General features: G+C 74.0%; 17 protein-coding genes. 8 read left to right on the top strand and 9 right to left on the bottom strand.

Features of this window, described 5'->3' with window-relative positions; translation table 11 throughout:
- Positions 1 to 89: 89 nt before the first annotated feature.
- A complete protein-coding gene (gene murQ / locus AB0O11_RS32575; protein WP_363394239.1) occupies positions 90 to 995 on the top strand; it encodes an N-acetylmuramic acid 6-phosphate etherase in 906 nt (301 codons plus the stop codon).
- A gap of 93 nt (positions 996 to 1,088) precedes the next feature.
- On the opposite strand, the gene AB0O11_RS32570 is transcribed toward murQ, so the two are convergent.
- Positions 1,089 to 1,601: an isochorismatase family protein gene (locus AB0O11_RS32570; RefSeq protein ID WP_363394237.1), complete on the bottom strand. Its 513-nt coding sequence runs from the start codon at positions 1,599 to 1,601 to the stop codon at positions 1,089 to 1,091.
- Positions 1,602 to 1,607: 6 nt separating this feature from the next.
- Positions 1,608 to 2,282, bottom strand: coding sequence for a TetR/AcrR family transcriptional regulator C-terminal domain-containing protein (locus AB0O11_RS32565; protein WP_363394235.1), 675 nt, complete (start codon positions 2,280 to 2,282; stop codon positions 1,608 to 1,610).
- A 124-nt stretch (positions 2,283 to 2,406) separates the two neighbouring features.
- Here AB0O11_RS32565 and AB0O11_RS32560 point away from each other — a divergent pair, with 124 nt between their 5' ends.
- Positions 2,407 to 3,732, top strand: a complete 1,326-nt coding sequence (locus AB0O11_RS32560) for an MFS transporter (RefSeq protein WP_363394233.1) — start codon at positions 2,407 to 2,409, stop codon at positions 3,730 to 3,732.
- Between the two features lie 68 nt (positions 3,733 to 3,800).
- On the opposite strand, the gene AB0O11_RS32555 is transcribed toward AB0O11_RS32560, so the two are convergent.
- Complete coding sequence (locus AB0O11_RS32555) at positions 3,801 to 4,352, bottom strand: hypothetical protein (RefSeq protein WP_363394231.1); 552 nt, start codon at positions 4,350 to 4,352, stop codon at positions 3,801 to 3,803.
- 102 nt (positions 4,353 to 4,454) lie between these two features.
- Positions 4,455 to 5,954, bottom strand: coding sequence for a glutamate synthase subunit beta (locus tag AB0O11_RS32550; RefSeq protein ID WP_363394229.1), 1,500 nt, complete (start codon positions 5,952 to 5,954; stop codon positions 4,455 to 4,457).
- A 176-nt stretch (positions 5,955 to 6,130) separates the two neighbouring features.
- Here AB0O11_RS32550 and AB0O11_RS32545 point away from each other — a divergent pair, with 176 nt between their 5' ends.
- Positions 6,131 to 6,811: a response regulator transcription factor gene (locus AB0O11_RS32545; RefSeq protein WP_363394227.1), complete on the top strand. Its 681-nt coding sequence runs from the start codon at positions 6,131 to 6,133 to the stop codon at positions 6,809 to 6,811.
- Positions 6,808 to 8,202, top strand: coding sequence for an ATP-binding protein (locus AB0O11_RS32540; protein ID WP_363394225.1), 1,395 nt, complete (start codon positions 6,808 to 6,810; stop codon positions 8,200 to 8,202). The genes AB0O11_RS32545 and AB0O11_RS32540 overlap by 4 nt, the downstream gene beginning before the upstream one ends.
- A gap of 74 nt (positions 8,203 to 8,276) precedes the next feature.
- Here the strand turns inward: AB0O11_RS32540 and efeB are convergent, their stop codons facing one another.
- The 3 genes from efeB to AB0O11_RS32525 form a co-directional block, all read right to left on the bottom strand.
- Entirely contained in the window at positions 8,277 to 9,593 is a 1,317-nt protein-coding gene (gene efeB, locus AB0O11_RS32535; protein ID WP_363394223.1) for an iron uptake transporter deferrochelatase/peroxidase subunit, read from the bottom strand.
- Positions 9,593 to 11,653, bottom strand: coding sequence for an iron uptake transporter permease EfeU (gene efeU / locus AB0O11_RS32530; RefSeq protein ID WP_363394221.1), 2,061 nt, complete (start codon positions 11,651 to 11,653; stop codon positions 9,593 to 9,595). The genes efeB and efeU overlap by 1 nt, the downstream gene beginning before the upstream one ends.
- Before the next feature lie 239 nt (positions 11,654 to 11,892).
- Positions 11,893 to 12,219 carry a hypothetical protein gene (locus AB0O11_RS32525; RefSeq protein ID WP_363394219.1) on the bottom strand — a complete coding sequence of 109 codons (327 nt, stop codon included), beginning with the start codon at positions 12,217 to 12,219 and terminating at the stop codon, positions 11,893 to 11,895.
- A gap of 408 nt (positions 12,220 to 12,627) precedes the next feature.
- Here AB0O11_RS32525 and AB0O11_RS32520 point away from each other — a divergent pair, with 408 nt between their 5' ends.
- Positions 12,628 to 14,250: a ubiquinol-cytochrome c reductase cytochrome b subunit gene (locus AB0O11_RS32520; protein WP_363394245.1), complete on the top strand. Its 1,623-nt coding sequence runs from the start codon at positions 12,628 to 12,630 to the stop codon at positions 14,248 to 14,250.
- 94 nt (positions 14,251 to 14,344) lie between these two features.
- Here AB0O11_RS32520 and AB0O11_RS32515 read toward each other — a convergent pair whose 3' ends face one another.
- Entirely contained in the window at positions 14,345 to 14,746 is a 402-nt protein-coding gene (locus AB0O11_RS32515; RefSeq protein ID WP_363394217.1) for a hypothetical protein, read from the bottom strand.
- Between the two features lie 204 nt (positions 14,747 to 14,950).
- Between AB0O11_RS32515 and AB0O11_RS32510 the strand changes: the two genes are divergently transcribed.
- From AB0O11_RS32510 to AB0O11_RS32500, 3 genes are read left to right on the top strand one after another with little or no spacing between them, the layout of a single operon-like run.
- Positions 14,951 to 15,565, top strand: coding sequence for a TetR family transcriptional regulator (locus tag AB0O11_RS32510; protein WP_363394214.1), 615 nt, complete (start codon positions 14,951 to 14,953; stop codon positions 15,563 to 15,565).
- Between the two features lie 27 nt (positions 15,566 to 15,592).
- Positions 15,593 to 17,194, top strand: coding sequence for an FAD-dependent monooxygenase (locus tag AB0O11_RS32505; protein WP_363394211.1), 1,602 nt, complete (start codon positions 15,593 to 15,595; stop codon positions 17,192 to 17,194).
- Positions 17,195 to 17,246: 52 nt separating this feature from the next.
- Complete coding sequence (locus AB0O11_RS32500; protein WP_363394208.1) at positions 17,247 to 17,678, top strand: YchJ family metal-binding protein; 432 nt, start codon at positions 17,247 to 17,249, stop codon at positions 17,676 to 17,678.
- Between the two features lie 44 nt (positions 17,679 to 17,722).
- Here the strand turns inward: AB0O11_RS32500 and AB0O11_RS32495 are convergent, their stop codons facing one another.
- On the bottom strand, positions 17,723 to 18,718 hold the full coding sequence (locus AB0O11_RS32495; protein ID WP_363394206.1) for a polysaccharide deacetylase family protein: 996 nt from the start codon (positions 18,716 to 18,718) through the stop codon (positions 17,723 to 17,725).
- Between the last annotated feature and the right edge of the window lie 75 nt (positions 18,719 to 18,793).

The following is an 18,793-nucleotide window of genomic DNA, read 5'->3' as shown; positions in this document are numbered from 1 at the left end:
ACGAACGGCTCGCGCAACCGGCCATGCACCCACCGGGACCGAGAGGTCACAACCCTACCGAAGAGGGCTGCAGAAGGGATGGTCCTCTAATGAGCCGTGACCCCGTATCCGCGACCGAGACCATCCGCCCCGAGTGGGCCGCGATCGACCAGCTGCCCACGGTCGAGCTGCTCCGCCTGATGAACGCCGAGGACCGCACGGTGCCCGCCGCCGTGGCCGGGGAGCTGGACCGGATCGCCGCCGTGGTCGACGCCGTGGCCGCCCGGATGACGCGTGGTGGTCGGCTGGTCTACGCCGGCGCGGGGACGGCCGGGCGGCTCGGTGTACTGGACGCCGTCGAGTGCCCGCCGACCTTCGGCACCGATCCGGCGCTGGTCGTCGGGCTGATCGCGGGCGGGCGCCCGGCCGTCACGGCGGCCGCCGAGGGCGCCGAGGACCGTACCGACCTTGCCGGGGCCGATGTGGCCGCGCTCGCCCTCACCCCTGCCGACACCCTGGTGGGCGTCTCCGCCTCCGGCCGTACGCCCTACCCGCTGGCCGCCGTCCGTGCCGCGCGGACGGCCGGGGCACTGACCGTAGGCCTGGCGTGCAACCGGGGCTCGGCGCTCGTGGCCGCGGCCGAGCTGGGCATCGAGGTGGAGGTCGGCCCCGAGGTGCTGGCCGGATCGACCCGGCTCAAGGCGGGCACGGCGCAGAAGCTGGTGCTCAACCTGCTGTCCACGGCCGTGATGGTCCGGCTCGGCCGGACGTACGGAAATCTGATGGTCGACCTCCGCGCCACCAACGACAAGCTACGCGAGCGCGCCCGACGGATCGTCGCCGAGGCGACCGGCGCCGACGAAGCCGCGGTCGACCGCGCCCTGACCGCGACCGGCGGCCGGGCCAAGGACGCGATCCTGTGCCTGCTCGCGGGCGTGGACGCCCCCTCCGCCGCCCGACTGCTCACGGCCTCGGACGGACGGCTGCGCGAAGCCCTCCGCCTCGCCAGGCCGTAGCAGCCCCCGGCCGCAGCAGCAGCTCCCAGCCGTAGCAGCCCCCCCGGCCGCAGCAACCCTCCGCCTCGCCCGGCCGCGACCCGGCCCTCCGGCTCACCCCAGACGCACGTCCGCCGCCACGACGACCTCGCCGAGCCGCGGGAAGTCCAGTTCCACCGACGCCCGGTGCTCCTCCGCCGTGAGCGCGGCCATCGCGTCCTCGACGAACACCACCCGGTACCCGTGGTCGCCTGCCGCCCGGGCGCTCGACTCCACGCCGAGGTTGGTGGCGATCCCGGTGAACACCAGCGTCTCCACGCCCCGCGCCCGGAGCAGCCCGTCCAGACCCGTGCCCTGGAAGGCCCCGATGGTGCGCTTCACCACGACCTCGTCGGCCACCGCCGCGACCTCCGCGAGCAGCCCGCTCCCCGGCGGCTGCTCGGTGACGTTCGGCCGCTCGACCCGGACCGCGACCACGGGCGCGCCCACCGCCCGGAACTCCCGGGCCAGCTCCAGCGAGGCGTTCACCACCTCCGAACCGGTGCGCGGCGCGAGCGGGTTGGCGACGATCCGGTCCATCAGGTCGATCAGGACCAGGGCCGTGCTGCGGGGGTCAAGGGTGGTCATGGAGGGTCACGCTAGTCCATCGGACAACCGGCCCGTCGACCCTGGAGCGCCCTGCGCCGCCTCCCGCGCGATCTCCGTCCGGAACCCCTCGATCAGCACCCGCAGCCCGTACTCGAAGTCCGCGTCGTGGTCGGTCATCCGCAGCACGTCGACCGCCTCGCGCAGCAGCGGCAGTTCACGCAGCGCCTCGTCCGGGAACGGCGGCCGGTCGCGGTCCGCGGCGTCCTGCCGCCAGGCCTGCTCCTCGGTGACCCAGCCCATGATGTACCGATCGACGGTCAGCAGCAGCCGCAGCGCCGTGCGCGGGCGCAGCCCGGCCCCGCAGAGGGCGCTCAGCTGGGCCTCGACTGCCGGGAGTTCGTCCTCCGTGGGCAGGGTGCCGGCGTGCACCCGGGCGCCGTCGCGATAGGCCAGCAGGGCGTTGCGCTTGGCGCGGGCGTCGGCGGCGATCCACTCCGGCCAGTGCGCCGGGTCCGGCTCGCGGTCGGGCGGGAGGGCCTCGGCGAGCATCGCCTCCGCCATCAGGTCGAGCAGTTCCCGCTTGCTCTTGAAGTGCCAGTACAACGCCGGTGACTGGACGCCGAGTTCACGGGCGAGCCGACGGGTGGTCAGCCCGTCGATGCCCTCCTCGTCGAGCAGGCGCAGCGCCGTGCGCACCACTTCGTCGCGTTGCAGCGCCATCCGATCGGCCTCCTGGTCATCCGCTTGCCAGACCACCTTATCGCCGATAAGTTCCCACACGGGAATTTATCAGCGATAAGGACTGCCGCCGCGACGTCGACGGCCGCGAAGGGATCGCCCCCTCATGACCACCGGACCGAACACGACCTCCGGAACGGACCGCCTCCGGTCCCGGCTGCTGCCGAACACCGCGCCCTGGCGGTCCTCCCGGGACTTCCGGCTGACCTGGACCTCCGGCACGGTCACCCTGCTCGGCTCGATCTTCACCATGACGGCGATCCCGCTCCAGATCGCCGACCTCACCGGCTCACCGCTGGCCGTGGGCGCGGTCGGCGCGGTCGAACTCGTGCCCACCATCCTGTTCGGCCTCTACGGCGGTGTGCTCGCCGACCGTGCCGACCGCCGCACCGTCGCCCTGGTCACCGAGATCGCACTGGCCGCGCTCAGCGCCCTGCTGTTGGCCAACGCGCTGCTCGGTACCCCCGCCGTCTGGCCCCTCTACGTCGCCGCCGGGGTGGCGGCGGCGCTCCAGGGCATCCAGCAGCCCTCGGTCGAGGCGATGGTCCCCCGGCTGGTGCCCCAGGACCAGCTGGTGGCGGCGGGCGCCCTACTCTCGCTGCGCTGGAGCATCGGCGGTGTGGCCGCCCCGGCCGGGGCCGGCCTGCTGATCGCCACCGCCGGCATCCCGGCCGCCTACCTCGTCGACCTCGGCACCTTCCTGCTCTCGATCGCGCTGCTCGCCCGGGTCCGGCCGGTCCCCTCGACGCGGGACGCCGAGGCACCACAGCTCACCGAGTTCCTCGACGGCGCCCGGTACGCGGCCCGGCGACCCGACCTGATGGGCACCTACCTGGCCGACCTCGCAGCCACCGTCTTCGCCCTGCCCACCGCGCTCTTCCCCTTCCTCGCCGCGGACCTGGACGCCGGTTGGGCGCTCGGCCTGCTCTACTCGGCCAGTGCGGCCGGCAGCCTGATCGCCGCCGCGACCGGCGGATGGGCGGAGCGGGTGCACCGGCACGGCCGACTGGTCCTGCTCTCCGCCGCCCTGGTCGGCGCGGCGACGGCCGCGGCCGCCTTCGCCCCGGGCCTGTGGGCCGTCCTGCTCTGCCTGACCGTCGCGGGCGGCGCGCACTGGATCGGCGACACCTTCCGCAGCGCCATCTGGAACCAGTCCATTCCGGACGAACTCCGGGGCCGCGCAGCCGGGCTGGAGATGCTGATCGGCTCCGCCGGCCCCGCCCTGGGCGACCTGCGGGCCGGCGGGCTCGCCGCCCGGCAGGGCATCCGGGCGGCCCTGCGCACCAGCGGCCTGCTCTGCCTCGGCAGCTCGGCCGCACTGTCCGCCGCGATCCCCGCGCTCTGGCGCTACGACCAGCGGGCGCACCGCACCGAGCCGGCCGGGGCGGAACCCACCCGGTGCCGCACCACCCGCACCGGCCCCACCGCATGACCCACCAACCGCACCGGCCCCGCCCCATGACGCACGCACAGAGCCGGCCCCACCGCACGAACCGCCGCTCAGCCCGGAACGAGCACCGCCGTGTGCCGATCGATCAGCTCCCGCAGCCGCCGGACGTCCTCGGTCCCGCGCTTGGGCAGCATGGTCAACACCCCCGTCTCCTCGCTGCCGCCCAGCAGCAGGAACATCCCGGGCGTCTCCAGGTGGTAGCACTGGTCCGGCCAGCCGAGCTCGGTGACCGCGACCGCAGTGCTCACGACCACCCCGTAGTCGTCCAGCACGACCCGGAACTCGCCCTTGTCCGCCACCCTCCGCATCACCCGCCGCACCCGCACCCGGGACTGCGCGAGCACCACCAGCAACGCGAGCACCACCAGAACCGCGGCCGGCAGCAGCGCCACCCCGCCGACAACGGCGAGCAGCCCGGCACCCGCCGTCGCGCCGGCGGCCATCACGTAAGTGCCACGCCGCGCCCGGCGCCCGGCCACCGTGCGCCGGGCCCATGTCGCGAACGCCTCCCGGAAGTCGGCGGCCGTCGGGGTGTAGCGAACCTCGACCGACTTCACCGCCCCCTCACCCACTCTCACGTTCTCGCCCTCCGGTCCACGCACGCACAACTCCTGACGACTGCTTCGCCGCATCGTAGCAAAGGCCGTACGTATCCGACCCGATCGCCTCTGCGCCCTCGCGGCCCGGCGCGGGCGTTCCCGGGCTCACACCGTGAACGCCCGCGCCGAGGCCCGGATCGGCGCCGGCAGCTCCGTCCACCCGCGCAGGTACCGGTCCACCGCCGCCGCCACCGCCCGCCCCTCCGCGATCGCCCAGACGATCAGCGACTGCCCCCGCCCGGCGTCCCCCGCGACGAACACGCCCTCCGTCGCCGTGGCGAAGCCGTCGTCCCTGGCCAGGGTTCCCTCCGGCCCGGTGGCGAGGCCGAGTTGGGCGAACAGCCGCCGGTCCGGCTCCGGCCCGGTGAAGCCCAGTGCGAGCAGCGCCAGCTGCGCCGGCAGGCTCCGCTCGGTGCCCGCCCGCGGGCTGCGGTCGACCGGCCCGGCCTCGGCGAAGCGGACGGCGGCCAGCCGGCCGTCCGGGCCGGGCTCGAAGCCCACGGTGGCCGCCTCGAACACCCGGGGCCCGGCCTCCGCGGCACGGGACTCCTCGTGCGAGGTGGTCTCCCGGTACACCTTGGGGTGCACGGGCCAGGGCTGCCCGGAGGCCCGGCGCTGCGGCGGGCGCGGGTTGATGTCCAGCTGGGTGACCGAGGCGGCGCGCTGGCGCAGCGCCGTCCCCAGGCAGTCCGCCGCGGTGTCCCCACCGCCGACGATCACCACGTGGCGCCCTTCGGCGGACAGCGGCGAGGCCGGGCAGTCGCCCTCGTCCACCCGGTTCGCCCAGGTCAGGTACTCCATCGCCTGGTGGACCCCGGACAGGCCCTGCCCCGGCACCGGCAGGTCCCGGCAGGCGGTCGCGCCCACCGCGACCACCACCGCGTCGTACCCGGCCCGCAACTCCTCGCCCGGGACGTCCCGGCCGACCCACACCCCGGTGCGGAAGGCGGCGCCCTCGGCCCGCAGCTGGTCCAGCCGGCGCTCCAGTCGGTGCTTCTCCAGCCGGAACGGCGGGATGCCGTACCGCAGCAGCCCGCCCGCGCGGTCGGCCCGCTCGTACACCGTGGTGGCGTGCCCGGCCCTGGTCAGCTGCTGGGCGGCGGCGAGCCCGGCCGGGCCCGAGCCGATCACCGCGACCCGTCGCCCATCGGCCCGCTCGGGCGGCCGGGGCCCGTCCCAGCCTGCCTCCCAGGCCCGGTCGGCGATCGCCAGTTCCACGTTCTTGATCGTCACCGCCGCACCGTCGATCGCCAGCACGCAGGCGCTCTCGCAGGGCGCCGGGCAGAGCCGCCCGGTGAACTCCGGGAAGTTGTTGGTCGCCAGCAGCCGCGCCGCAGCCGCCTGCCAATCCGCTCCCGCGCCCGGTTCTCCGCCCGTCCCCGACTCCGCCACCAGCCGGTTCCACTCCGGCACCAGGTTCCCCAGCGGACAGGCGCTGTGGCAGAACGGCAGCCCGCAGTCCATGCACCGCCCCGCCTGCCCGCCCACCATCGGCAGCAGGGACCCCGGCCGGTACACCTCCTGCCCGTCCCCCAGCCGCTCCCGCGCGTCCCGCCGCGCCCGCTCCGCGCGCGGGGTGGTGAAGAAGGCCATCCGGTCTGCCATCGCGGCCTCCGGTAGGGCGTGCCGACACGGACCAGGCGGCTCACCCGGCGGCGCGCCACCGTGTGGCCACCGTACGCCCGCGAAGCACCGCGCGAAAGGGGCAGCGGTCCCGGGCCGGCCCGGGATACGCGGCCCCGCCCGGAAGCGTCGTGAGCACGCCAGGGAGAATCTCCGCCATGACCCACACCGTGCTGATCGCCGAGGACGACCGGGCCATCCGCGACTCGCTCGCCCGCGCCCTGATGCTGGAGGGCTACCGGGTGCGGATCGCCGCCGACGGCACCCAGACCCTGGCCGTCCTCGCCGAGCAGCGCCCGGACGTCCTGGTGCTCGACGTGATGATGCCCGAGCCGGACGGCCTGGAGGTCTGCCGCAGGCTGCGCGCGGCGGGCGACCGCACCCCGGTGCTGATGCTCACCGCCCGGGTCGAGGTGCCGGACCGGATCGCCGGCCTCGACGCCGGCGCCGACGACTACCTGGTCAAACCCTTCGACGTGGAGGAGCTGTTCGCCCGCCTGCGCGCCCTGCTGCGCCGTCGGCCGCCCGAGCCCGCCGCCGAGGTGCTGACCGTCGCCGACCTGCGGATCGAGCCGTCGGCCCGACGGGCCTGGCGCGCCGCCCAGGAGCTCGAACTCTCCCGCACCGAGTTCGACCTGCTGGAGCTGCTGGCCCGGCACGCCGGCGCCGTCCTCGACCAGGCCACCCTGTACGAGCGGATCTGGGGCTACGACTTCGGCCCCGGCTCGAAGAACCTCGCGGTGTTCATCGGCTACCTGCGCCGCAAGCTCGACCGCCCCGGGCTGGCGCCGCTGATCCACACCGTCCGCGGCGTCGGCTACACGCTGCGCGAGCCGTGACCGGCCCGGTGCCCCGCCGGCCGCTGCGGACACGCCTGCCGCGCCCGGGCCTGCGCACCACCCTCGCACTGGCCTTCGCCGCGATCGCCGCGCTGGTCGCGGTGCTGATCGGCGCACTCGGCTACCACGCCGCCGCCCGGCTGATCCGGGACGACGAGACCGCCGACTTCACCGCCGCCGTCACCTCCGTGGACCGGCAGGTCGAGCGGCAGGTCCTCCTCCCGGGCGACTTCGCCGGACCGAGCGGACTGAGCGACGACCTGGTGCGCCCGATCCGGGTCACCACGCAGGCCCTCGACCCCGACGGCCGGGTGCTGCCCGGCACCGGTCGGCTCGACCTGCCGCCGACGCCCGCCGACCACGACCTCGCCCACGCCGAGCAGCCCGGCCGCACCTCCACCGGGCTGCGCCACTGGCACGGCGACGCCTACCGGGTCGGTGTGGTCTCGCTCGGCGGCCGGCGCGGCGCGGTCCAGATCATCCAGCAGGTCGAGCCCACCGAGAAGCTGCTGACCGCCCTGCGGACCCGCACGGTGGCCCTGGTGGCGGTCGTCGCGGTGCTCGCCGGCGGGGCCGGCCGGCTGCTCGCCCGCCGGATCACCGGACGGCTGGTCCGGCTCACCGATGCGGCCGAACTGGTCGCCACCAGTGGGCGGTTGGACGTCCCGGTGCCCGCCTCCGGAACGGACGAGGTGGGCCGGCTCGGCCGAGCCTTCGACCGGATGCTGGTCCGGCTCGCCACCGCCAAGGAGAACCAGCGCCGGCTGGTCCAGGATGCCGGGCACGAGCTGCGCACCCCGCTGACCAGCCTGCGCACCAACCTCTCGGTGCTCCCCAGTCTGGACCGGCTGCCACCTGCCGAACGCACCGCGCTGATGGCCGATCTGGCCGAGGAGGCACGGGAGTTGACCCAGCTGGTGGAGGAGCTGGTGGCGCTCGCGGCGGACCGCAGGGCGGACGAGCGGCCGACCGAGGTGGTCCTCGCCGACCTGGTCCGGCAGGCCGCCGCCCAGGCCCGGCGGCGCAGCGACCGGGAGATCGTGGTGGACGCGGACGGGACCGTCGTCACCGCCCGGCCGGACGCGCTGGCCCGCGCGGTGGGCAACCTGCTGGACAACGCCGCCAAGTTCGACCCGGCCGGGACGACCCCGATCGAGGTGGTGGTGCGCGGCCGACGGGTGGAGGTGCGCGACCGCGGCCCGGGCATCGACCCGGCCGACCTCGACCGGGTCTTCGACCGCTTCTACCGGGCCACCGCCGCCCGCAGCCTTCCCGGTTCCGGACTGGGCCTGGCCATCGTGCACGAGGTGGCCCGCTCGCACGGTGGGACGGCCTTCGCCGCCAACCGGGAGGGCGGCGGCGCGGTGATCGGTTTCACCCTCGGTTCCTGAACCCCGCCCCCGAACACCGCGGCGGGCCCCGGCCGTTCGCCGGAGCCCGCCACCTGATCGCTTTCCGCCGGCCGTCAGACGGCGGCCAGCAGTCCCCGCCCGAGCCAGTCGGCGTTGTCCTTCACGCCCGGCAGGACGAAGAAGTACCCGCCGCCGGTCGGCGAGATGTAGTCCACCAGCGGCTCGCCGACGAGCCGGGTCTGGGTCGCCTCGAACTGCCGCACCACGTCCTGTTGGTAGCAGCAGAACACCAGGCCCATGTCCAGGTTGCCGACCTTGTCGATGCCCCGGTCGTAGTTGAAGCCCCGGCGCAGGATGCGCGAGTTGTCGGTGTCGGCAGTGCGCGGGTTGGCCAGCCGGATGTGCGCGTCGAGCGGGATCGCCTTGCCCTCCGGGTCCTTGCCGTAGTCCGGCGCGTCGGTCTCCCGGACGCCGTCCAGCGGCGCGCCGGTGTCGCGGCGGCGGCCGAACATCTTCTCCTGCTCGGCGAGGGTGACCCGGTCCCAGAACTCGACCAGCATCCGGATGATCCGGATCACCTGGTAGCTGCCGCCGGTCGCCCAGGCGGGCTCGCCCAGCCCGTCGGTGACCCAGATCAGCCGGTCCATCTCGCGCCCGGACCCGGTGTCCGGGTTGGCTATGCCGTCCTTGAAGCCGAGCAGGTTGCGCTGGGCGCCGTCCGGGCGGGACTGGTTCTGGAAGCCGTCGATCCGCCAGAGGACCTGCAGCGCGCCGCGGGTGTGCCGGGCGATGTCGCGCAGCGCGTGCAGCACGGTGTCCTGGCGGTCGGCGCAGATCTGCAGCGAGAGGTCGCCGTGCAGTTCGGCGGCCTGGAGGTTGTCATTGGGGAAGGTCCGCATCGGGGCCAGCTTGACCGGCTTGGCCTTGGCCAGCCCGTAGCGGTCGTCGAAGAGCGAGGCGCCGACGCCGACCGTGACGGTCAGGTTGTCCGTGGGCAGCGACGGGCCGAGGATGCCGCTGTCGGAGGGCGGCGCGCCGACACCGAGGTCGGGCGGGGTGCCGCCGGCGGTGAGGAAGCGGATCCGCTCGGTCAGGGTCTTGAAGAGGTCCTCCAGGCCCTTGCGGTCCTGGGCGATCACCTGGCAGGAGACGAAGGCGGCGAAGCCCGGGGCCTTCGTGGTGATGCCGGCCTGGTGGTCGCCGTGGAACGGCACGGCCCCGCTCTTCTCCTGGCGGCTGTCCCCGGCGGCGGCCGGTCCGGCGGCGAGGGTCAGTGCCCCGCCGCCGACCACGGCGGCCCCGGCGCCCGCGCCGAGCGCGGCCCGCACGAAGCTGCGCCGGGCCGGACCGGCCGGGCAGCCGCCGTCCGCGGGCTGGGCGGCGTGCGGGAACGGGCAGCCGCCTCCGGTGGCTGCGGTGTGGTCGGTCATCAGGCGGCCTTCCGGATCTCGAGCAGGGCGGGGATGGGGGCGAGGTCCTCGAGCAGCTGGCCGGTGGCGCCGTCGAGCTGTCGGCGGGTGTCGGCGGGCAGCCGGTCGACCGGGGTCCAGCCCTCGGGGCCGTGGGCGGCGGCGACGAGGTCGCCCACCCGCTTCATCCCGGCGTCGACCCGGGTCAGCACCTGCGGGTCGCGCTCGTCGAGCAGCGGCTTCAGAACGGTCAGCAGCTCCTGGGTGCCGGCCAGGTTGGCCTGCGCGGTGGCCAGGTTGGTGCCGCTGCCCTGGTCGGTGTCGCCGGTCAGCTCGAACTGGAGGGTGTTCTCCAGGATCTCGTGGGCGCGCAGCGGCAGGTCGCCCGGTGCGAAGTCCTGCCCGGGGAAGTCGTGCGCCAGCTTGGCGACGTCCTGCGCCAGTCCGTCGGCGACGGGCGTCAGCTCGGCCGCGCCCTGACCGTGCCACAGGCCGTACTCCAGGCGCAGGAAGCCGGTGAAGTCCTTGTCCTGGGCCTTGTCGGCCAGGCCGTCGGGGCGGCCGTTGATCTTGCCGTCGAGGTCGGCGAAGGTGCCGTAGGCGGCGCCCAGCGAGGTGTACTGCAGGTGGGCGGTGAGCCAGTCGGCCCGGGCGGTGCCGAGGTCGCCCGCGTGGACGTCGGCCTGGAGCTTGCGGGTCTCGGTCACCAGGGTCGCGAGGCCCTGGTTGACGTAGTCCTTGTACGCGGTGAGCGGGCCCTGGAGGTCGTCCTCGGAGACCGGCTCGACGGCCTTGACCTCGGCGCCGCCGGTGACGTGCACCGCGGAGGAGGTGACGGCCTTCCCGCCGGTGGGCACGCAGCGCCAGGCGTAGTCGCCGGAGCCTATGGTGGCGGTCAGGGCACGGGTGGTGCCGGGGGCCAGGCCCTCGATCTCGCCGTAGACGGCGCCGGTGCCCGGGTTGACCAGGTAGACCTCGGAGACCTTGTCCCCGGTGTTGTGCATCTGGAAGACCTGCTGGCCGGGCAGCGGGGTGGTGAAGCCCTTGCCGCATTCCTGCTCGGAGACGGCGACGGTGGCGGAGCTGTCCTGCTTGCCGTCGCTGACCGCGATCACGGTGCCGGCCACGACCACGGGGACGGCGACCACCGCGGCCGGCAGCACCCAGCGCGGGCGCCCGGAGCGCACCGGCCCGGCGGCGGCCTGCTCCTGCGCCGACGCCGGCTTCTCCTGCGACGACGCGGGCTCGGCGGCGGCCGGGGCGGGCTTGCCGCCACGGACCCCCTCGACGAACAGCGTCATCACGACGCCCAGGTACGCGACGTAGCCGACGACCTGGAGCACCGTCATGGTGACGGTCAGGTTGAGGGTGCCCTGGACCAGGGTCGCGTACCAGGACGAGGCGTCCAGGTGCCCGCTCAGGTCGAAGGCGTACGCGCTGCCGCCGCCGACCAGGCCGGACTCCTGGAGGTCGCGCAGGCCGTAGCCGAGCACGCCCGCCGCAACGACGATCAGGCCGATGCCGGTGATGGTGAAGAACCGGGTGAGGTTCATCCTCAGAGCCCGCCGGTACAGGCCCCAGCAGAGCCCGGCCGAGAGCAGCAGGCCGACGGCCGCGCCGATCAGCGGCCCGGTGGACTCCCCGGCGGTGCGCACGTTCGTCCACAGGAAGAGCGAGGTCTCCAGGCCCTCGCGGGCGACCGCGAGGAAGCTGGTGAGCACCAGCGCGCCGGCGCCCATCGCCAGCGAGGCCCGGACCTTCTCCTTGATCTCGGCGGAGAGGGTGCGCGCCGAGCGTCGCATCCAGAACACCATCACGGTGACGAAGCCGACGGCGATCAGGCTGAGCGCTCCGCCGAACGCCTCCTGGGCGTGGCCGGAGAGGTTGGCGGCGGTGAAGGTGAGCACCGCGCCGAAGCTCAGGCTGAGTGCGACGGCCGCCGCGACGCCCGTCCACACCTGGGGCAGCCGGGCCTTCTGCTCCGCCCGGACCAGCGTGGCGATCAGGATCGACACGACCAGTCCGGCTTCCAGGCCTTCGCGCAGCCCGATCAGGAAGCTGGGAAACGCCTCATCCCACATGCGGCGGGCTCCTCCTCCGGGCCCGGCCCGGGTCGTTCACCTGTCCTCGGCCCCGCTGCGGTGGCGGCGGAGCGGCACAGCCGAACGCCCCGGACACTGCGTCCGGGGCGTCTCGGCTTAGCTTAGGCAAACCTTAGAGCCGACGAGGTCAACTGCACCCCCGCTTCAGGTAAGGATTCGGTATGAGACCCCCCGCGTCGACCGAACCGCCGGGCCGGAGGGTCTCCGAGAGGACCGCGTCACCCCCACCACTGCTCCGGCACCGGTTCCGGGTCGGACGATTCCGGGACCGTCACCGGTTCGGCGCAACGCACCAGCAGATCACCCTCCTCCGTCCCGGCGACCAGGTAGCCGCACTCGCGCAGTACGACCGCGGCCGCGCCGCTCAACGCCGCGAGCGCCTCCCGGGAGGGCGGCGCACCCGGCTCCGCGCCCGGCCTCCAGCCGACCAGCACACCCTCGGGGTGACGGTCGATCCACAGCGGTGAGGGACCCGGCCCGGTGTCGAACCCGGCGCGGGCCAGGGCCTCGGTGACGTCCTCGAAGAGTTCACGGTGATCCACCATTGGCGCAGCGTAGGCCCAGGACCGCGCAACCCCCGGACGCGGCGCGCGCCGAAACGGTTCAGCGGCACCCGACCGCAGCATCGGCACCCGTTGGGCCGAGCGGCGGCCAGCCGATCGGAGGTCAGGAACCCCCGTCCGGCCCGACACGAGCGGCCGGACGGGCCGATGGACGTGCACAGTCGGCCCCCTGCCGACAGCATGACAGAGTAAGCGCTCCATCACCCTGAGCAACGGGTCCGGTGGAACACCTGGTCCGCGCGCCGGTGCGGCCGGCGGATCCGTATCGAGAGGTCCCATGATCACAACACTTCGCCGGCCGGCGTTCTCGCCGGCGGGCCTCCAGCACGGCACGCCGAGGACGCCGGGGAGCCCGTCGTGAGAGCCGATCAGCAGTCGCAGCCGGGACCGGTGACCAGCACGCGCACCCAGCCCGCCAACAAGGCCGAGGCCCTGGCCGACTGGACCGACGGTCGGCTCGGCATCTACTCCCTCGCCAAGTCCAATCTCCGCAAGATCTTTCCCGACCACTGGTCCTTCATGCTGGGCGAGATCGCGCTCTACACCTTCGTCATCATCATCCTCACCGGCGTCTGGCTCACCATGTTCTTCACGCCGAGCATGGGCGAGGTCGTCTACGACGGGGCGTACGTCCCACTCAGGGGCATCCCGATGTCCGAGGCCTACGCCTCGACGCTCAGGATCAGCTTCGACGTGCGCGGCGGCCTGCTGATGCGCCAGATCCACCACTGGGCGGCGATCGTCTTCGTCGCCTCGATGCTGACCCACATGATGCGCGTCTTCTTCACCGGCGCGTTCCGCAAGCCCCGCGAGATCAACTGGGTCTTCGGCGCGCTGCTGCTGATCCTCGGCATGTTCGACGGCTTCATGGGCTACTCGCTGCCGGACGACCTGCTCTCCGGTACCGGCATCCGCTTCATGGAGGGAGCCATCCTGGCCATCCCGATCGTCGGCAGCTACCTTCAGTTCTTCCTCTTCGGCGGCGAGTTCCCGGGCACCGACATCATTCCCCGGCTGTTCACCGTCCACGTCCTGCTGATCCCGGGCGTCATGGTGGGCCTGCTCGCGGCGCACCTGATCCTGGTCTTCTACCACAAGCACACCCAGTTCGCCGGGCCCGGCCGGACGAACCAGAACGTGGTCGGAATGCCCCTGATGCCGGTCTACATGGCCAAGGCGGGCGGCTTCTTCTTCCTGGTCTTCGGCGTGGTCGCGGTGATGTCGGCGATCGCCACGGTCAACCCGATCTGGGCGTACGGCCCGTACCGCCCGGACCAGGTGTCCACCGACGCCCAGCCCGACTGGTACATGGGCTTCTCCGAGGGCCTGATCCGCGTGATGCCCGGCTGGGAGATCAGCGTCTGGGGTGGCCACACCCTCAACCTCGGGGTGTTCATCCCGCTGATGGTCTTCCCGCTCGTGCTGCTGGTCATCTGGGGCTACCCGTTCCTGGAGGCCTGGATCACCGGGGACCGGGGCGAGCACCACATCGCCGACCGGCCGCGCAACGCCCCGGTCCGCACTGCCTTCGGCGCGGCCTGGATCGGTCTCTACCTGCTCCTGCTGGCCGGCGGCGGGAACGACCTGCTGGCCACCCACTTCCACCTCTCGATCAACGCGATCACCTACGCGGTGCGGATCGGCTTCTTCACCGTGCCGGTGATCGTCTTCGTGATCGCCAAGCGGTGGTGCCTGGGCCTCCAGCGGCGGGACCGGGAGAAGGTGCTGCACGGCCGGGAGACCGGCGTCATCAACCGGCTCCAGCACGGCGAGTTCGTCGAGGTGCACGCCCCACTGCCGCCGGGCCGGCTCTACACCCTCACCGCGCACGACCAGCCGCAGCCCTCCGAGCTGCCGCCGGCGGTGGACGAGAACGGAGTGGCCCGCAAGACCGGGCTGTGGACCCGCGCGCGGGTGAAGCTCTCCCGCGGCTTCTACGGCGAGTACGGCCAGATCACCAAGCCCACCGTCGAGGAGCGCGAGGAGATCAGCAGCGGCCACGGCCACCACTGATCCCGCCCCGACGTCGAAAAGGGCCCGCTGCGCCGGGAACGGCACAGCGGGCCCTCGTCGCACCCGGGCCCGTCAACGACGGACCCGGAGCCGCTCAGCCGCGCAGGACGGCGGGGACGACGGCGAACAGCGCCGCCGCCACGGTGACGGAGAGGCAGAGCGCCGCCCAGCGGGCGCAGATCCGGCGGCACTCGGCGCGGTACCGGGCGGCCAGTCGGCGGCAGCGCTCGACCGCGCGGTCGACGACCTCCTCGGCGTAGCGCAAGCGGTCGGCGGTGTAGGCCTGTTCGAGGCTCTCCCGCTCCGGCGCCGGCAGCCACGGGAACTGCGCGGCGAACGCGCGGGCGTCCCGTTCGGCCGCCGCGACCTCCGCCTCCCAGGCCAGGAATCCCTCGATGCGGGCGAACTCCGCCCGGGGGTTCACCCGGGCGCCGGCGCCGGCGGGCCTGCCCTGGCGAGGGGTCCGCACTCTCGGCGGACGCTGTCTGCCACCCATGACCGCTCCTCAAGTCCTGTCGAGTCGTCCCGCCGGAAAGCCTGCGGGGACGGGCTCCTGGCGGGGATCGCTCCGCGACCAGGCAACTACTATCAGCGACGAACCGCAGGTGGCGGACGGCTCGCCACAACCCGCCCGCCCACGAAAAACTTGCGCGCCGCGCACTATTGCGTTCCGCGCACTCTTTGCGGGACAGTGGTGGCCATGACGAAGGGTCAGCCCGGTCTGCGGGAACGGAAGAAGGCCGCGACGCGGGAGGCACTCAGCTGGGCGGCCCTGCGCCTGGCAGTGGAGCGGGGGCTGGAGAACGTCCGGGTGGAGGACATCGCGGCCGCCGCCGGGGTGTCCCCCCGCACGTACAACAACTACTTCTCCAGCAAGGCCGAAGCGATCGTCCACCGGCACCGCGACCGCATCCGGCAGTCCGCCGAGGCACTGCGGGAGCGGCCCGCCGGGGAACCGCTCTGGGAGGCGCTCACCCGGGCCCTGCTCGCCCCGTACCACGAAGCGGCCGAGCAGCCGGACCCGCAGTGGACCGCCGCCGTACGGCAGTTGCTGCGCGAGCCGGTGCTCCAGGCCGAGCTGATACGCGACGCGGCGCGGACCGCGGCCGGGCTCACGGCCGCGGTGGCCGCCCGGACCGGGACCGACCCGGACCGGGACCTCTACCCGAAGCTGGTCACCGCGGCCGCGCTCGCCGCGATCAAGGCCGCCAACGACCAGTACCTCACCGCCGACCCGCCGGTGCCGTTCCAGTCGCTGCTCGAGGACGCCCTGCGGCAGCTGGCCGCCGGGCTTCCGGCCCCGTCGCCACGTTGAACTCACGCTCTCGGAGGGGGACTCCAGATGGACCACGACGTCGTCGTCGCCGGCGCCGGCCCGAACGGGCTGCTGCTGGCCTGCGAACTCGCACTGGCCGGGATCCGGCCGGTGGTGCTGGAACGGCTGCCCGCACGCTCGCAGGTCCAGAAGGCCAACGGGCTGGTCGGCCAGGTGCTCCGGCTGCTCGACCACCGCGGCCTGTACGAGCCGCTCACCGGCACCCCGGGCGCGCCACGGCCCGTACCCCGCTTCGTGTTCGGCGCCTTCCCGCTGGAGCTGCACCAGCTCGACGAGAACCCGCTGCACGCCCTGCCCGTACCGCAGCACCGCATCGAGGAGGTGCTGGAGGAACGCGCCCACGCACTCGGCATCACCGTGCGCCACGGCCACGAGCTCACCGGCTTCACCCAGGACGAGGCCGGGGTGACGGTCGAACTCCGCGGCCCGGCGGGCCCCGAGCGGCTGCGCTCCCGCTACCTGGTCGGCGCGGACGGCGGCCGCAGCACCGTCCGCAAGCTCGCCGGGATCGGTTTCCCCGGGGTGACCTCGCCCGACCCGGTCTCGCGGATCGCGCACGTGCTGCTCCCCGAGGACGTACGCACCACCGCCGACGGCGAGTTCCTTTTGCCCGGCTGCCCGGTCCCGTTCCGCCCGTTCACCCATACCCGCACCGAACACGGCGTCATCGTCCTCGCCCCGCTCGGCCCGGACACCACCATGGTCGCGACGATGGAGTGGGGCGCAGGGCCGGTGGACGAGACGGCGCCGCTCACCCTGGACGAGCTGCGCGCCAGCATCCGCCGGGTGACCGGCGCCGACCTGGCGCTCGCCCCGGCCCGCACGCCCGGACCGTTCACCCCTCGCCGCCAGGTCGGCCACAACACCCGGCTCGCCGAGAGCTACCGGCAGGGCCGCGTGCTGCTGGTCGGCGACGCCGCCCACGTGCACGCCGCGACCGGCGGTCCGGGCCTCAACCTCGGCCTCCAGGACGCCGCCAACCTCGGCTGGAAGCTCGCCGCCGAGCTGCACGGCTGGGCCCCGCCCGGCCTGCTGGACAGCTACCAGCGCGAACGCCACCCGGTCGGCGAGCGGGTGTTCATGCACTCCCAGGCCCAGACCGCCCTGATGGCCCCCGGCCCCGGCACCACCGCCGTGCGCGCCCTGTTCGGCGAGCTGCTGGCGCACCCGGACAACCTCGGCCGGATCGCCGCGCTGATGGCGGGCAGCGACGTCCGCTACGACGCGGACTGCCCGCACCCGCTGGCCGGGCGGTTCGTGCCGGACCTCACCGCGACCACCCCGGACGGCCCCGTCCGGATCGCCGAACTCGCCCGCACCGGGCGCCCGTTGCTCATCGACCTCACCGACGGGGAGCTCGGCCTCACGGACCCGGCGGCGGCCTGGAAGGACCGGGTGGACCTCGTCACGGCCCGCTGCCCACAGCCGCCGGCCGGCGCCCTGCTGCTGCGCCCGGACGGCTACGTCGCCTCGGCCACCGAGCCCGACCGGGCGGACACGGACGGACTGGTCCGGGCGCTGCACACCTGGTTCGGCACACCCGCTCCTGCGCACGAGCGCCCGGCCCCTGAGGACACGCACCCGAGGACGAACGCCCGGCCGCTCTGAGTACCCCGGGGCCGCCGGGAAGCCGCCCCACGGGTGGGGGACAATGGGCGGCATGTCCCGACGTCGTTCCGCGCCCCGCCCCGCCGCGCCCCGGCTGCTGCCCTCCTCCCCCTGCCCGTGCGGCCTGCCCGCCGCCTACGGCGACTGCTGCGGCCGGCTGCACCGGGGCCAGGCCTCGGCCACCACCGCCGAGTCCCTGATGCGCTCCCGGTTCAGCGCCTTCGCCGCGCAGGACGAGGCGTACCTGCTGCGCACCTGGCACCCGGACACCCGGCCCGCGGAGGTCGACTTCGACCCGGGGCTGCGCTGGACCAGGCTGGAGGTGGTCTCCACCACCGAGGGCGGCGCGTTCCACGCGGAGGGCACGGTGGCGTTCCGGGCGCACTGGACCGAGGGCGGCGAGGAGGGCGTGCTCACCGAGAACAGCCGCTTCGTGCGGCACGAGGGCGCCTGGGTGTACCTCGACGCCCTCTCGCTCGGCTGAGCCGCCCGGCCCTCGGCCGCTGCGACGGCCGCTGACGGTGGCCGCTACAGGTAGTCGTCCAGCCGGGCCAGCGCGAAGCCCTGCGCGGTGACGTCGTTGACGACCTTGCGCAGCAGGTCCGGCATGGACGCCTTCCAGACGTCGGTGCCCCGGAAGTGGGTCAGGATGATGTCGCCCGGATGCAGCTTCTGGTCGTCGTAGCGCCACTCCATCCGGTCCGGGAAGGCCTCCTCGTTCCACATCGGCACCGCCTCCACCCCGCAGGAGGCGGCCGCGCGCAGGGTGTCGTCGTTGTACTCGCCGTACGGCGGCCGGAACAGCCGGGGGCGCACGCCGATCTGCCGCTCCAGCTGGTCCTGCTGGGTGCAGATCTCCTCGCGCTGGGTCTCGTAGTCCAGCACCTTCAGGTTGCGGTGGTTGATCGTGTGGTTGTTGATCTCCACGCCCTGGGCGTGCAGGTCGCGGAAGTAGCCGTAGTTGTCACGGGCGACGTAGTCGGAGACGTAGGTGCTGAGCGGGATGCCCAGCTCCCGGGCCATCCGGGAGAACTCGGGGTCCTTCTCGGCGCCGTCGTCGACGGTCAGGAAGACCACCTTGTCGTTGGTCGGCACCCGGTAGACGACGGGCGGACGGCCGTCCGCGAGCTTGACGCCCTGCCCCTGGGTGAGCGCGGCCTTGGCCGCCGGGCGCGGCGGGGCCTTCAGCGGCGGGCGCTCCAGGCCCCAGCGCTGGGCGGTCTCCAGTTCGGCGCGGGCGGCCACCTTCTGACGGGCCGTGGTCTCGCCGCTGCTCTCCTCCTTCCGGGCCAGGCCGGGCAGCTGCTGCTGCGCCTCGGGCGGGGCGCCCGCGCGATCGGCGCCCCAGGGAGCTGCGGTGCCCCCGGCGGCGGGCGCCGGGTTCGCCTTCGCGTCGGCGGCCGGGGCGGGCTTCGGGCCGGCGGGAGCGGCCGGCGCGGGCTTCGGACCGGCGGGAGCCGCCGGACCGGCGCAGCCGGCGAGGACGGCGGAGAGGCAGGCGGTGGCCAGCAGACCGGTCCGCACACCGCTCCGGCGCTGCTGACGACCTTTCAGACTCCTATTAATGTGACAACCTGATGGTCTGTTCATAGATGCACT

This window comes from Kitasatospora sp. NPDC093102, from assembly GCF_040683915.1.
In the GTDB taxonomy this organism is placed as follows: domain Bacteria; phylum Actinomycetota; class Actinomycetes; order Streptomycetales; family Streptomycetaceae; genus Kitasatospora.
The sequence above is the reverse complement of the archived record's forward strand: the minus strand, read 5'-3'. Positions and strand labels throughout refer to the sequence as shown.

Coding starts and splice junctions, on each gene's coding strand:
- efeB (WP_363394223.1), bottom strand. CDS start 9,593: ATGACCGACCACACCGCAGCCACCGGAGGCGGCTGCCCGTTCCCGCAC.
- AB0O11_RS32510 (WP_363394214.1), top strand. CDS start 14,951: ATGACGAAGGGTCAGCCCGGTCTGCGGGAACGGAAGAAGGCCGCGACG.
- AB0O11_RS32545 (WP_363394227.1), top strand. CDS start 6,131: ATGACCCACACCGTGCTGATCGCCGAGGACGACCGGGCCATCCGCGAC.
- AB0O11_RS32505 (WP_363394211.1), top strand. CDS start 15,593: ATGGACCACGACGTCGTCGTCGCCGGCGCCGGCCCGAACGGGCTGCTG.
- murQ (WP_363394239.1), top strand. CDS start 90: ATGAGCCGTGACCCCGTATCCGCGACCGAGACCATCCGCCCCGAGTGG.
- AB0O11_RS32515 (WP_363394217.1), bottom strand. CDS start 14,746: ATGGGTGGCAGACAGCGTCCGCCGAGAGTGCGGACCCCTCGCCAGGGC.
- AB0O11_RS32565 (WP_363394235.1), bottom strand. CDS start 2,282: ATGGCGCTGCAACGCGACGAAGTGGTGCGCACGGCGCTGCGCCTGCTC.
- AB0O11_RS32560 (WP_363394233.1), top strand. CDS start 2,407: ATGACCACCGGACCGAACACGACCTCCGGAACGGACCGCCTCCGGTCC.
- AB0O11_RS32550 (WP_363394229.1), bottom strand. CDS start 5,954: ATGGCAGACCGGATGGCCTTCTTCACCACCCCGCGCGCGGAGCGGGCG.
- AB0O11_RS32570 (WP_363394237.1), bottom strand. CDS start 1,601: ATGACCACCCTTGACCCCCGCAGCACGGCCCTGGTCCTGATCGACCTG.
- AB0O11_RS32500 (WP_363394208.1), top strand. CDS start 17,247: ATGTCCCGACGTCGTTCCGCGCCCCGCCCCGCCGCGCCCCGGCTGCTG.
- AB0O11_RS32525 (WP_363394219.1), bottom strand. CDS start 12,219: ATGGTGGATCACCGTGAACTCTTCGAGGACGTCACCGAGGCCCTGGCC.
- efeU (WP_363394221.1), bottom strand. CDS start 11,653: ATGTGGGATGAGGCGTTTCCCAGCTTCCTGATCGGGCTGCGCGAAGGC.